At 67.3% G+C, this 14,530-nt stretch carries 10 protein-coding genes; 9 read left to right on the top strand and 1 reads right to left on the bottom strand.

The features are described 5' to 3' along the window. Window positions 1-19: 19 nt before the first annotated feature. A complete protein-coding gene (locus LRA89_RS03635; protein WP_230769047.1) occupies window positions 20-2,308 on the bottom strand; it encodes a glycoside hydrolase family 3 N-terminal domain-containing protein in 2,289 nt (762 codons plus the stop codon). Between the two features lie 170 nt (window positions 2,309-2,478). On the opposite strand from LRA89_RS03635, the gene LRA89_RS03630 reads away from it, so the two are divergent. The 9 genes from LRA89_RS03630 to aat all read left to right on the top strand — a co-directional run bounded on the left by LRA89_RS03630 (window position 2,479) and on the right by aat (window position 14,498). Continuing rightward, entirely contained in the window at window positions 2,479-3,507 is a 1,029-nt protein-coding gene (locus LRA89_RS03630; RefSeq protein ID WP_055755665.1) for a LacI family DNA-binding transcriptional regulator, read from the top strand. Continuing rightward, a complete protein-coding gene (locus LRA89_RS03625; RefSeq protein ID WP_230769046.1) occupies window positions 3,504-6,491 on the top strand; it encodes a TonB-dependent receptor in 2,988 nt (995 codons plus the stop codon). Before LRA89_RS03630 ends, LRA89_RS03625 begins: the two co-directional genes overlap by 4 nt. 74 nt (window positions 6,492-6,565) lie before the next feature. Next, on the top strand, window positions 6,566-7,963 hold the full coding sequence (locus LRA89_RS03620) for a glucoamylase family protein (RefSeq protein ID WP_230769045.1): 1,398 nt from the start codon (window positions 6,566-6,568) through the stop codon (window positions 7,961-7,963). A gap of 161 nt (window positions 7,964-8,124) precedes the next feature. Further along, the gene (gene coxB, locus LRA89_RS03615) at window positions 8,125-9,108 is read left to right on the top strand and encodes a cytochrome c oxidase subunit II (RefSeq protein ID WP_230769044.1); all 984 of its coding nucleotides are present in this window, start codon (window positions 8,125-8,127) and stop codon (window positions 9,106-9,108) included. Then, window positions 9,105-11,630 (top strand): cbb3-type cytochrome c oxidase subunit I, encoded by a 2,526-nt coding sequence (locus LRA89_RS03610; protein ID WP_230769043.1) that lies wholly within the window; start codon window positions 9,105-9,107, stop codon window positions 11,628-11,630. The genes coxB and LRA89_RS03610 overlap by 4 nt, the downstream gene beginning before the upstream one ends. After that, window positions 11,627-12,007: a hypothetical protein gene (locus LRA89_RS03605; RefSeq protein ID WP_055755655.1), complete on the top strand. Its 381-nt coding sequence runs from the start codon at window positions 11,627-11,629 to the stop codon at window positions 12,005-12,007. Before LRA89_RS03610 ends, LRA89_RS03605 begins: the two co-directional genes overlap by 4 nt. Continuing rightward, the gene (locus LRA89_RS03600) at window positions 12,004-12,597 is read left to right on the top strand and encodes a cytochrome c oxidase assembly protein (protein WP_230769042.1); all 594 of its coding nucleotides are present in this window, start codon (window positions 12,004-12,006) and stop codon (window positions 12,595-12,597) included. The genes LRA89_RS03605 and LRA89_RS03600 overlap by 4 nt, the downstream gene beginning before the upstream one ends. Beyond that, window positions 12,594-13,646 (top strand): c-type cytochrome, encoded by a 1,053-nt coding sequence (locus tag LRA89_RS03595; protein ID WP_230769041.1) that lies wholly within the window; start codon window positions 12,594-12,596, stop codon window positions 13,644-13,646. Before LRA89_RS03600 ends, LRA89_RS03595 begins: the two co-directional genes overlap by 4 nt. 150 nt (window positions 13,647-13,796) lie before the next feature. Then, on the top strand, window positions 13,797-14,498 hold the full coding sequence (gene aat / locus LRA89_RS03590; RefSeq protein WP_230769224.1) for a leucyl/phenylalanyl-tRNA--protein transferase: 702 nt from the start codon (window positions 13,797-13,799) through the stop codon (window positions 14,496-14,498). Window positions 14,499-14,530 lie beyond the last annotated feature (32 nt).

Genomic DNA, 14,530 nt, shown 5'->3' with positions numbered 1-14,530 from the left:
GCGAAGGATGCCCGATGCTTCAGGCGACGGTGAAGCTGCCGTTCACCCCCTCGGCTTCGGCAGACGGCGCGATCCACAGGCGGAAGCTGCCCGGCTCCGTGACCGGCCGGTTGGCGGTGCCGATGAAGGCGAGGTCGGCAGGTTTCAGCGTGAACGTCACCAGCTTCGATTCACCGGGCGCCAGCGCGACGCGCTGATAGGCTTTCAGCTCGCGCACCGGGCGGGTGATGCTGGCGGCGACATCGTGGATATAGAGCTGCACCACTTCGGTCGCGGCGCGGGTGCCGCTGTTGGTGACGCGGGCGCGGACGGTGAGCGTGCCGTCGAGCGCCATCCGCCCGCCGCCGAGATCGAGGTCGCTGTACGCGATCCGGCCATAGGTCAGGCCATGCCCGAACGGGAACAGCGCGGCGTTCGGCCCCTCCCGATAGCGCGCCTTGTATTCGGCAAGCGGCCCCGGCGGATTGGGCCGGCCGGTGGTCTTGTGCGCATAATAATAAGGCGACTGCCCGGTCGCATAGGGAAAGCTGACCGGCAGGCGCGCCGAGGGTGACATGTCGCCGAACAGGATGTCGGCGGTCGCCGGGCCGCTCTGCGAGCCGAGGAACCAGGTAACAAGGATCGCGCGCGCGTCCAGCACCGGCTTTGCCAGCACCATCGCCCGACCGTTGCGCAGCAGCACGACCGTCGGCTTGCCGGTAGCAAGCACTGCCTGCGCCAGATCGAGCTGCGCCTGGGGCACGCCAATGTCGGTGCGCGACTGCGCCTCGCCCGACATGCGTTGCGATTCGCCGATCGCCAGCACGACGATGTCGGCAACGGCGGCGGCGCGGACCGCCGCGTCGATGCCGCCGGGAATCGGATCGGTGATGCCCGATCCATCGACCGCGCTGACCAGCGCCGGATCGGCGACGGCCGCGCGCACCCCGGTCAGCAAGTCGACCGCCTCGGCGTCCGATCCATAGACGTTCCACGTCCCGATCAGCTCGCGCTGGCCCTGCACGAACGGGCCGATCAGCGCGATGCGCTTGCCCGTTTTTGGCAGCGGCAACAGATCGCCGTCGTTCTTGAGCATCACGATCGACTTCGCCCCCGCCTCGCGCGACAGCTTGAGGTGTTCGGGGGTGCGCACCCGCGTCTTTTCGCGGCGCGGATCGATGCGGCGGAACGGGTTGTCGAACAGCCCCAGTTGCACCTTCATCGCCAGCACGCGCCGCACCGCCTGGTCGAGCCGTGCCATCGGCACCTCGCCCTTCGCGACCAGATCGGGGAGATGCGTAAGGTAGAAGCCCGACTGCATCGACATGTCGACGCCGGCCATGAACGCCAGTTTCGTCGCCTCGCGTGCGTCCGCCGCGAAGCCGTGGGCGATCAGTTCCTCATCGCCGGTATAATCGGAGACGACGAGGCCGCTGAACCCCCATTCCTTGCGCAGCACGGTGTCGAGCAGCCACGGATTGGCGGTGGCGGGCACGCCCGACAGTTCGTTGAACGACGCCATCGTCGTCGGCGCGCCGGCGGCGAACGCGGTCTGGAACGGCGGGAAATAGGTTTCGCGCAAAGTCCGTTCGGACACGTCGACGGTATTATAGTCGAGCCCGCCCTCGCCCGCGCCATAGGCGGCGAAATGCTTGGCGCAGGCGGCGACCGCATCGTCGGCCATCAGCCCGCGTCGGCCCTGAAACCCGCGCACCCGCGCCTCGGCCATGACCTTGCCAAGCAATATATCCTCGCCCGCCCCTTCGATCCCACGGCCCCAGCGCGCGTCGCGGGCGATGTCGACCATCGGCGCGAAGGTCCAGTCGATGCCGGCGGCCGATGCCTCGACGGCGGCGGCGCGCGCGGTGCGCTCGGCAAGGTCGGGGTCGAAGCTGCCCGCTTCGGCCAGCGGCATCGGGAAGACGGTGCGGAAACCGTGGATGACGTCGGCGGCGAACAGCAGCGGCACCTTGAGCCGCGCCTCGCGCACCGCCACCGTCTGCATCCGCCGCGCCATTTCCGCGCCATTGCCGTTGAACACGCCGGTCAGCTTTCCGCCACGCACCTGCGCCAGTTGTTCGTCGAACGTGGCGGTCGCGCCGATCGGGTTCAGCGCATTGGCCGCCCCCCCGGCCCATGCGGCAGCCATCAGCGTCAACTGCCCGGCCTTTTCCTCGACCGTCATCTGGCCGATCAGCGCCTCGACCGACGCGGGCAGCGCGGTGGCGTTCCCTTGCGTCAGCAGCGCGCGCGCGGGCGATGCCTGCCACGCCGCCACGGCGCCTGCGCCCATCATCAGTGCGCGCCGCGAAATGCGGATGTCTTCCATGCGATCCCCTCTCCTGCCTGCCCGCCGGCCTGTCAGCGGCGGCGATGCGAATCCTGGTTGAAGCCCGTTGTAGTTTGATGTAACCGGTTACATCAAGAGCGATCGGCATCCGGCCGACGAAAAGCCGCTGGTACGAATCGCAGCGGCGCAGGGAGTGGATTGCAAAGGCGATGGCGAATGCCACGATCCGCGATGTAGCCCGGGTGGCGGACGTGTCCGTCGCATCGGTATCGCGCGTGCTGAACGGCCTGACCAACGTCCGCCCCGCGCTGCGGGAGAAGGTGGAGGCCGCCGCCGCGCAACTCGGATATATCCCGCATGCCGGGGCACGCTCGCTCAGCCTCGCGCGATCGAACGCGATCGGCGTGGTGCTGCCCGACCTGCACGGCGAATTCTTCTCCGAACTGCTGCGCGGCATGGACCGCGAGGCATCGGCGCGCGGCCTGCAACTGCTGCTGTCGAACATGCACGACGATCCGGCACGCGGGATCGAGGCGCTGCACACGATGCGCGGTCGGGTCGACGGACTGGTGGTGATGGCCCCGCATATCGATCCCGACCGGCTGTTCGGCCATATGCCCGCCGGCGTCCCCACCGTGCTGGTCAACTGCGCGCCGCATCACCAGCCCCGCCCCGAACTGCGGATCGACAATGTCGCGGGCGCGCGGATGATGGTCGACCATCTGGTCGCGACCGGGCGGCGACGCATCCTGCATCTGGCCGGCCCGGCGGGCAATATCGACGCCGACGAACGGGTCGCGGGCTACTGCGCCGCGATGGCCGACGCGGGCCTGGAACCGATGATCGAGCGCGGGACCTTTCTGGAGGAATCTGGCGTCGCGGCGGCGGAACGGCTGATCGCGCGCGACGGCGACGTCGATGCGGTGTTCGCCGCCAACGACATGATGGCGATCGGCCTGCTGATGACGTTCCGGCGTGCCGGGATCGATGTACCCGGCCGCATCGCGGTCGCGGGATTCGACGACGTACCGCTCGCCCGCCTGATCTCGCCCGCCCTCACCACGTTGCGCATCGACATCGCGCGACTCGGCGAACGCGCGGTCGCGCGCCTGATCGACCTGATCGGCGGCGGCGACGACTGCTCCATCGAACATCGCGCACCGGTCCTGGTGGTGCGTGAGACAACGACATCCAGGGACGGCCCGGACCCACGGGCAGCAAGGGGAATATTTCCATGAAGAAGTCGATGTTCCGCGCGGCGCTGGTCGCCGCGACGACGCTCGCCAGCGGCATGGTGGCCATCGCGCCCGCCGCCGCGCAGACAACGACCGCGTCGATCCGCGGCACGGTGCGCGATGCGTCGGGTGCGGCGGTGGCGGGGGCGAGCGTCGTCGCGACCTCGGCCGGCACGAACCAGAGCTATCGCGCCACCACCGATGCCAATGGCCGCTACACGCTGAACGGCATCCGTCCGGGCGGCTATGCGATCGCGATCACCGGCCCGAACGGCGAAAGCGCGTCGCAGGAAGCGACCGTCGGCATCGCCCAGTCGGCCAGCCTCGACATCACGCTGGGCGCCGCCGCCGCCCCGGCCGCCGACGGCACCGCCGCCGCTCCTGCGGCCGAAGGTGACGACAGCGACGTCATCGTCGTGACCGGCAGCCGCCTGATCGAAAGCCGGACCAGCGAGATCGCGACCAACGTGACGCAGGAACAGCTCCGCACCCTGCCGCAGACCGATCGCAACTTCCTGTCGTTCGCGGCGCTCGCGCCGGGCGTGCGCTACAACGACAGCGAAACCAACAAGGGGTTTCAGGCCGGCGCCTCGACCGCTTCGCAGGTCAACGTGTTTATCGACGGCGTGTCGCTCAAGAACAAGCTGCGCGAAGGCGGCGTGGCCGGGCAGCAGAACAGCCGGGGCAACCCGTTCGGCCAGTTGGCGGTGCAGGAATTCCGCGTCCTGACGCAGAATTATAAGGCTGAATACGAGCAGGCCGGATCGGCGATCATCACCGCCGTCACCAAATCGGGCACCAACGATTTCCATGGCGAGGTCTTCGGCCAGTACACCGACCGGGGCCTGACCGAGCGCAGCTACCTCGACCGCATCAACGGCCGCGACAAGCCGGCGTTCGAGCGCAAACAATATGGCGTGTCGCTCGGCGGCCCGATCATCAAGGACAAGCTGTTCTTCTTCGGCGCGTATGAAGGCAACGATCAGGACCGCGCGTTCATCGTTGATTCGACCGGTACGGCGGACAATATCCGGGCGTTCGAGGCGGCATCGGGCCGCCGGATCAGCGAGTTCGAAGGCAATTTCGTCAGCCCGTTCCGGGGCGATTTCTATTTCGGCAAGCTGACCTTCACGCCGGACGATGCGCAGACGTTCGACCTGTCGTACAGCCGTCGCGAGGAAACCGACATCCAGGGGTTCGGCGGCAACGTCGCCTATGAATTCGCGGAAAACAAGCGGAACACGGTCGAAACCTATCTGCTCAAATGGACCTATCGTGGCGACAGCTTCATCAATGAAGTCAACCTCAACTATCTGAACTATAATTTCAGCCCGACGTCGCTGAATCCGGGTCAGTCGAGCTTCAACTATGACACGGTGTTGCAGTTCGGCGGGCGCGAGGCATCGCGGCGGGAAATCCAGCAGGGCTATACGCTGCGCGACGACTTCACCTATTCGGGTATCGACAATCACGCGATCAAGGTCGGCGCGCGGGTCGAGGTGACGGACATCGAATTCTCGAACCTCGCCTTCTTGCAACCGGGCTATACCTTCCGCATCGATACGGTCGAGAACCCCAACACCAACCTCGCCAACGACACCGATTTCAGCTTCCCCGCCGAGGCGCGGCTGGGGCTTGGCAACGGCACGGTGCGTGGGTCGAACACCCAGGTCGGCCTGTACGTCCAGGACGACTGGGACGTGACCGACCGATTGCAACTGAACCTCGGCCTGCGCTGGGATTACGAAACCAACGGCAACAACAATGATTTCGTGACGTCGGCGAACGCCGCAGCGGCGCTCCGTGCGTTGCCCGCGACCAGCTATTTCGATCCCGAAAACTACATCAGCACCGGCAGCAATCGCAAGCCATTCGCCGGGGCGTTCGCGCCGCGCTTCGGCTTCTCCTACGACATCAAGGACGACGCCACGACCGTCGTGTTCGGCGGGTTCGGACGCTATTACGATCGCAACAACTTCAACAACACCGTCGACGAACAGTCGCGCACGATCAATCCGATCGGCGTGTTCCGCTTCTCGCGCGATGGCCAGCCGCGCAACGGACTGCAGACCGTCGTCTGGAATCCGCGCTACCTGACGCGCGAGGGGCTGCTCGAACTGCGCGCAACGTCGACCAGCGGCCTGCCCGAATTGTTCGCGGTCAAGAACGACACCAAGCCGCCGGTCAACGATCAGGTCAGCCTCGGCGTCCGCCAGCAGGTCGGCCGGTGGCAGTTCGCGGTGACGGGGTCGTATCAGCGCGGCCGCAACGGCTACACCAACCTGTTCGCCACGCGGCGCAACGCCGGCACCGGCCCGTGCTGCGATACCGCGCCGCTGGTGCCGTTCGGCTTCTCGAACGCGCTGATCGGCTATGACGGGCTCGATACCCGGTACAAGGCGCTCTATGTCACTGCCGACAAGCCCTATACCCAGACCTCGGGCTGGGGCGTGAACATCGCCTATACGCTGTCCAAGGGCGAGCAGAACGGCGGCGATCTCTTCAGCCTCGATGCCGTCACCCCCGACGATTACGGCTGGCGGCCGCGCGACGGCGACGAACGGCACCGGCTGGTCCTGTCGGGCATCGTCGACCTGCCGCTGGGCTTCCAGTTCTCGACGCTCAGCACGTTCGGCAGCGGTCAGGCGTTCCGCGTCACCGACGGCACGAACGGCGCGACGTCGGGCTTCAACGAGTTCAGCGCCCGCTATCCCGACAAGAACTGCATCAAGGGCGTGTTCGCGTTCTGCGAGGTCAACCTCACGCTGGCGAACAAGTTGAAGATTTTGGGCGGCGAGACCGAGATTGCGATCGATCTGCTCAACGCCTTCAACAACAACAACTTCTCGGGCTTCGACGACTTCTTCAACAACCAGGTCAACCCGGCGACCGGCCGGCCGGTCGACACGCTCGATTCGGCGCGAATCGGCCGCGACCTGCTCACCCTGCCCCGGCGTATTCAGTTCCGCGTCGGCTATCGCTTCTGATCTTTTCCCTTCCTGCCGGATCGGGCGCCCCCCTTGCCCGATCCGGCTTTTTTATATGGACGTAAGGCCAACCCATGATCGACCGCCGCCACTTCCTCGCCGCCGGCAGCGCCGCGATCGTCGGGGCATGCGCCGCGCCGGGCGGCATGGGCGCGCTCGCCACCCCCTATCTTCTGTCCGATGTGCAGGAACGCGCGTTCCGCTTTTTCTGGGACACGACCGATCCCGTGACCGGGCTAGCGCCCGATCGCTGGCCGACGCCCAGCTTCGCCTCGATCGCGGCGGTCGGCTTCGCGCTGACCAGCTATGGCGTCGGCGAGAAACATGGCTGGATCACCCGCGACCAGAACCGCGACCGCACGCTCGCGACGCTGGAATTCTTCGCGCGCGCGCCGAGCGGCCCCGCCGCGTCCGGCACCAGCGGGCACAAGGGCTTCTTCTACCACTTCCTCGATGCGAAGACCTGCACGCGCTTCGGCCGGACCGAATTGTCGACGATCGACACGTCGCTGCTGCTCGGCGGCGTGCTGTTCGCGCAAAGCTGGTTCGATCGTGCCGATCCCAAGGAATCACGGATCCGGGCATTGGCCGAACAGCTTTACCGCGCGGTCGAATGGGACTGGATCACCCCGCGTGGCACGTTCGTGTCGATGGGCTGGCATCCCGAGACTGGCTTCATCCGGTCCGACTGGGACATCTATAACGAAGGGATGATCCTGTACGTGCTGGCGCTGGCCAGCCCGACGCATCCGCTACCGCCCGCCACCTGGGGCGCGCTGACCAAGCGGTTCGAGGCGAGCTGGGGCAATCGCTGGGGTGAGCCACACCTGCAATTCGCGCCGCTGTTCGGGCATCAGTACAGCCATATGTGGGTCGATTTCCGCGGTATCCGCGACCCCTATATCGCGTCCAAGGGCATCGATTATTTCGAGAACAGCCGCCGCGCGACCCATGCCCAGCGCGCCTATGCGATCGAGAATCCGGGGCGCAAGATCGGCTATGGCCCCGACTGCTGGGGGCTGACCGCCTGTGACGGGCCGGGCGACTTCACCGTGACCATCGATGGAAGCCCGCGCGAGTTCTTCAGCTATTCGGCGCGCGGTCCGGGCGAACGCGACGATGGCACGATCGCGCCCACCGCTGCGCTCGGATCGATCGCGTTCGCGCCCGAGATCGTCGAGCCGATGATCGCGAAGATGCACGCGCGCTATGGCGCGGGCATCTATGACCAATATGGCTTTCGCGATTCGTTCAACCCGACGCTGACCCGCAGCGACCGGCCGTTGCAGCATGGGCGGATCGTGCCGGGTATCGGCTGGGTCGACGGCGATTATCTCGGCATCGATCAGGGGCCGATCGTGCTGGGGATCGAGAACCGCCGGTCGGGAATGATCTGGGACGTCATGCGCCGCAATCCGCATATCCGGCGCGGGCTGGGGCGGGCCGGATTCACCGGGGGCTGGCTGGCATGATGCTGCCATGGCGGCCGGCGTGACCGCGCGCCCGGCGGTCGCCGACCGGCTGCATGTTCCGGTACGTCCCGGTCCAATCGCGATCGTGATGGAACGCTAGGCGGCAATACTCGTTTCGCTGCCGTGCCGTATACCCCAATGGAGCGGCACGAAGGGGGATCATGCGGCGGTTCAGCGCCTCAATCGGATTAGCGGCGTTCGCCGCGCTTGGCGCGTGCAACCGGCATCAGTCGGCGTTGACGGTATTTGGCGAGGAGGCGGCGACCGTTCGCCACCTGACCATCATCATGCTTGTCGGCGCGGTCGCCATCGCCGCCGGCGTCGCCGGACTGATGATCGCGGCGGTCCGCGCGCCCGAAGGCAAATTGACACTGTCGGGCGGCATGCGCATGGTCGGCTGGCTCGGCGGGGTCGTGCCGGTGGTCGTGCTGTTGTCGCTGCTGCTCTACAGCCTGCCGGCGATGCGCCCCTTGCCCGTGGCCGACAGCGATCTGCGGATCGCGGTGGAGGGCGAGCAATTCTGGTGGGCGGTCCGTTACCAGCCGCCCGGTGCCGCGCCGGTCATGTCAGCGAACGAAATCCGCATCCCCGTGGGCCGCACCGTGCAGTTGGACCTGACCGCCGGTGACGTGATCCACAGCTTCTGGATTCCCGGTCTTGCCGGCAAGATGGACATGATCCCCGGCCGCACCAACCGGCTGGTGGTCCGCGCGACGAAGCCGGGCAAGTTCCGCGGCGTCTGCACCGAATTCTGTGGGCTCAGCCACGCGCTGATGGCGTTCGACGTCGTGGCGATGGAGCCGGTGGCGTTCGACGCATGGCTCGCCGCCGAGCGCCGCCCGGCGATCGTGCCGCCTGCCGGCAGCGTCGCGGCGGCCGGGGCGCAGGCGTTCGTCGCCGATGGCTGCGCCGGATGCCATGCGATCGCCGGCACCGAAGCGGTGGCGCGGATCGCGCCCGACCTGACCCACTTCGGCAGCCGCACCTCGCTTGGCGCGGGAACGCAGCCGATGACCCGCGAGGCGCTGGTCGCCTTCATTCTGAACGCGCCGTCGGTGAAGCCCGGCGCGCGGATGCCCGCCTACACTCATCTGCCGCCCGCCGAGGCGCAGGCGATCGCCGCCTATCTGGAAAGTCTGAAATGAGCCTCCACGCGCAAGACGATCCCGCGCTCCGCGCCGCGCAGGAGGAACGGCTGCGTGCGGTGTGGAAAGCACCGCAGGGCATTTTCCTGCGCTGGACCGATTGCAACAACAACCGCGTCGGCGCGTGGTACACGCTGACCGCGTTCGGCTTCATGCTGTTCGCGGGCGTGCTGGCGCTCATCATGCGCACCCAGTTGGCGGTGCCCGACAACGACCTCGTCTCGGCGAACAGCTTCAACCAGTTGTTCACGCTGCACGGCTCGATGATGATGTTCCTGTTCGCCGTGCCGATGTTCGAGGCGGTGTCGATCATCCTCCTGCCGCAGTTGCTCGGCGCGCGCGACCTGCCGTTTCCGCGGCTGTCGGCGTTCGGTTACTGGTCGTTCCTGATCGGCGGGGTGTTCGTCGGCGGATCGATCTTCTTCAACGCCGCGCCCGATGGCGGGTGGTTCATGTACCCGCCGCTTACCACCCGTACCGACCTGTCCGGCCTCGGTGCCGACATCTGGATGCTGGGGCTGAGCTTCATCGAAGTGTCGTCGGTGGCCGCCGCCGTCGAGTTGATCGTCGGCGTGCTGAAATGCCGGCCGCCGGGAATGCGGCTCAACCTGATGCCGCTCTATGCGTGGTATATCCTCGTCGTCGCGGTGATGATCCTGTTCGCCTTCCCCCCGCTGATCGCGGGCGACGTGCTGTTCGAGATGGAGCGGCTGCTCAACTGGCCGTTCTTCGATGCGGCGCGTGGCGGCGATCCGCTGCTGTGGCAGCACCTATTCTGGATCTTCGGCCACCCCGAGGTCTATATCGTGTTCCTGCCGTCGATCGCGCTGTTCGCGATGATGATCCCGACCTTCGCCCAGCGCCATCTGCTCGGCTATCCGTGGATCGTGCTGGCGGCGGTCGGCACCGCGTTCCTGTCGTTCGGCCTTTGGGTCCACCACATGTTCGCGACCGGCCTGCCCAAGATCAGCCTCGCCTTCTTCTCCGCCGCGTCCGAAGCGGTGGCGATTCCGACGGGAATCCAGATCTTCGCGTTCATCGCCACGCTATGGGCGGGCAAGGTCAAATGGTCGACGCCGCTGCTCTATGCCTCGGGCAGCCTCGCCGTCTTCGTGATCGGCGGCCTCACCGGGGTGATGGTCGCGATCGCCCCGTTCGACTGGCAGGCGCATGATACCTATTTCGTCGTCGCGCATCTGCATTACGTGCTGATCGGCGGCACGTTGCTGCCGCTGTTTGGCGGGCTGTATTATTACTGGCCGCTGATTACCGGCAAAAAACTGTCGGACCGGATGGGGCGCACCGCGTTCTGGATGTTGTTCGTCGGCGCGAACCTCACCTTCTTCCCGATGCACTTCAGTGGGTTGTTCGGCATGCCGCGCCGGGTGTTCACCTATCCGGCCGAACTCGGCATCGGCTGGCTGAACCTCGCGTCGACCGCCGGGGCTTATCTGTTCGCGCTGGGCACGCTGATCGTCTGCATCGACCTCGCGCGCTCGCCGTGGCGGGCCAAGGCGGTGCGCAATCCGTGGAACGCCGGCACGCTCGAATGGCTGGCGCATCCCGATGACGAGGATTGGGGCATCCGTTCGGTCCCGCTGATCGAGAGCCGCTACCCGATCTGGGACCAGAAGGATTTCGTGAAGAAGGTCGACGAGGGTCGCTTCTTCCTAGCCGATGCCGAGGAAGGCCGGCGTGAGACGATCGTGACGAGCGTGCTCGACGCGCGCCCGCTCTATGTCGTCCGGCTCGGCACGCCGAGCTGGGTGCCGATGATGACCGCCGTCGCGCTGGGCAGCGTGTTCATCCTCACCACCTATCACCTCTACTGGTGGTCGCTCGCCGGGGCGTTCGTGACGCTGGGCTGCGTCCTCTACTGGCTGTGGACCGGCACCGCCGAAATCCCGGAGAAGGACAGCAAGCCGATCGGCCATGGCATCGAGCTGCCGCTCTATGTCTCCGGCTCGGCGGCCCCTGGATGGTGGGCGATGTTCATCACGATGATGGCCGATGCGACCGCCTTTTCGGGGCTGGTGTTCGGTTATTATTTCTTCTGGACGGTGCATCCCGAATTTCCGCCCTCGGGTCCGGGCATGGATGGGCCGGGCACCTTCTGGCCGATGGTCGCGCTGGCGCTGGCGGCGGCGAGCTGGCTGGCGACGGTGGGCGCGCGCGGGTTCAACCGGCGTGGCGGCGTAGGTGCGGCACGGGGGCTGCTCGCGCTCGGTATTGCCGCCAGCCTGAGTGGCATCTGGGCAGGGTTGCAGGGGCCGCTGACGACCGGGCTCGACCCCGAACTGCACAGTTATCCCGCGATCGTGTGGGTGCTGGTGATCTGGACCACCGCCCATGCCGGGATCGGCGCGATCATGCAGGGCTACACGCTGGCGCGCAGCATCGCCGGGCGGATGACGCCGCGCTATGACGCCGATCTGCGCAACATCACCGTCTATCAGCACTTCATGGCGCTCACCGCCATCGTCACCTATGCGACGATCGGCCTGTTCCCGGGGGTCGCATGAAACGCGGGTTGCATGGCATGGTCGGCCGGCTGAAAGTCACTTTGTGGTCGCTGATCGTGCCGCCGGTCGCGTGGGCGGTGCATTTCCTCTTCTCCTATCTGTGGGCGGCGATTCATTGCGCGAAGGTCGGCGGTTTTCCGCGATTTCCCATCCTCTACGCCGTCGGCACGCTCGCCGCGCTGGCGGTGATCCTCGCGGCGGGGATCGTCGCGCATCTGCAATCGCGGGTGCCCGGCGACGATCCCCCGCACGAGGAGAGCACCGACCGCGACCGGATTCGCTTCCTCGCCTTCTCGACCGTGCTGCTGGCGGCGCTGAGCTTCGTCGGCGTGCTGTTCACCGCCGCGCCGGTGCTGTTTCTGACGGATTGCCGGTGAAGCGCGCCGCGCTCGTGACCGGCGGCGCGCTGCTGCCTGCCGGCTGGCTGGCGGCGGCGCAGGCGGGGATGGTCGGCCATATGGCGGGGCATATGATCGCGGTCGCGGTCGCCGCGCCATTGATCGCGTTCGGCCTGAGCGACGGGCGGTTCGACCCGGCACGGCGCTGGCCGACGATCGTCACCCCGCTTGGCATGTCGCTGGTCGAGCTGGTGACGGTATGGGGCTGGCACCTGCCCGCGCTGCGCCTGCTCGCCGACCGGTCGATCGTGGCGATGGTCGTCGAACAGGCATCGTTCCTCGCCGCCGGGCTGCTGCTCTGGGCCGCCGTGCTCGGCACCGGGCGTGACCGGCGTGCGGGCGGGGTTGGTGCGCTGCTGCTCACCTCGATGCACATGACATTGCTCGGCGCGCTGATCGGCCTTGCCCCGCGCCCGCTCTATCCCGCGATGGAGCATGGGATGCACGATCCGCTCGCCGATCAGCAACTGGGGGGCGTCGTGATGCTGATGGTCGGGGCGGCCAGCTATTTCCTCGGCGGCTTAGCGCTTCTCGCGACGCTGCTACGTCAACCGGAGCCGCAGCCATGACCATCCGTCTGACGTGGAAGCGCGCGATCGTGACGCTGCTGGGCCTCTTCGCGCTCGGCATGGCCTATGCGTGGTCGGGGGCGTTCAATGTCGCCGCCTCGTCGGGGCACTGGGCAGTCACCGACTGGTTCCTGCACTGGGTGATGCGCAATTCGGTGCAGACCCGCGCCGCGCTGAGCGTGCCCGACGATGCCGCCGACGCCAGCGGACTGGTGAGCGCGGCAGGCTATTACGCCACGTCCTGCGCGTCGTGCCACGGCGCGCCGGGCGTCCGGCCGCTGCCGTTGATGCAGAAGGCCACGCCACCCGCGCCCGATCTGGCGAAGAACGCCAAGGAGTGGACCGACAAGCAGCTCTACTGGATCCTCGAACATGGCGTGAAGTTCAGTGGCATGCCGGCATGGGGTGCGAAGGACCGGCCCGACGAGGTGCGGCGCATGGTCGCGTTCGTCCGCCGCCTGCCGACGATGAGCCCGCAGGAATATCGCCTGCTCGCCGGCAGCAATGCGCAGGGGTTCGGCGCGGCGAACGGCCGGTTCGACAGTTGTGCGGGATGCCATGGCAGCGACGGGCTGGGCCGGGGACAAAAGGATATTCCGGTCCTTGCCGGGCAGAACCCGGGCTATCTCGCCGCAGCACTCGAAGCCTATGCCACCGGCCGCCGCCAGAGCGCGGTGATGGGCAACGCCGCCGCGCAGTTGACGCCCGAGGAACGGGTCGCGCTTGCCCGTCGCTTCGCGGCGATGCCGAACGGGATCGGCGGTGCCGTGCGGCCGACGCGCGATGCGGCGGCGCTGCGGATCATCGAGCGCGGCCTGCCCGACCAGCAGCTCCCCGCCTGTCGCAGTTGCCACACGCCGGGCATGGCCAACCGCTATCCGGTGATCGACGGGCAGCGCGCGAACTATATCGCGGATCGACTGCGCAACTGGCGTGGCGAGAAGGAAGTGGTCGACGCGCGCAAGAGCCAGGCGACGATGCCGGTCATCGCCCGGCGCATCCCCGAGGACATGATCGAACCGATCGCCCGCGCGCTGGCGGGGAAATGAACCGATAGCGCCTCGACGCGGCGATGCGGGGTGATAGGGTGGGCCGGCCATGCCGACCGCCCCTGCCCTTCGTATCGCCGCGTCGCACGGCCAGCCGTTGTTCGCGACCGGTGCGGCCCTGTGAGCGATAGCGACCGCCTCGACCCGGCAATGGTGCTGCGCGCCTATGCCGCCGGGATCTTCCCGATGGCCGATACGCGCGACGCGCCCGGCGTCTATTGGGTCGAGCCGAAATATCGCGGCGTCCTCCCGCTCGACGGGTTTCACCTGTCGCGCACGTTGCGCAAGCTGATCGTGCGCGACCGCTACCGCGTCACCGCCGACCGCGCCTTTGCCGACATTCTCGCGCTGTGCGCCGAAAGCGCCGCCGATCGCACCGAAACATGGATCAACGGACCGATCGAAGCGGTTTTCCTCGAACTGCACGCGCTGGGCTTCGCCCATTCGGTCGAGGTGTGGGACGGCGATCGGCTGGCGGGCGGCCTGTACGGCCTTGCGATCGGCGGTGCGTTCTTCGGCGAAAGCATGGTCAGCCGCGCGCCTAGCGCCTCCAAGGTCGCGCTGGCGTGGCTCGTCGCGCGGCTGCGGGCGGGCGGCTACCGGCTGCTCGACTGCCAGTTCCAGACCGACCATCTCGAATCGATGGGCGCGGTCGAGATACCCCGCGCGCGCTATTCAGCGTTGTTGTCCGACGCGATCGGGGTCGATTCGGCCGGTGTCGTCACCGGTGCCGACTTCGGTGCGCTCGACCGCCTGGCGGTTGGCGACGGTGGCGCGCCGCCGCCTGCCGATACGGTTTCCGGCCCTCCCTCGGGAAAGGACATCGTGCAGCTCTTGGGCCACACGTCGTAGATCGGGTGGAGCACGACGTTCAGTGCCGGCCG

This window comes from Sphingomonas sp. Leaf4 (assembly GCF_920939515.1).
Classification (GTDB): domain Bacteria; phylum Pseudomonadota; class Alphaproteobacteria; order Sphingomonadales; family Sphingomonadaceae; genus Sphingomonas.
This window is presented reverse-complemented; position numbering and strand designations above follow the sequence as displayed.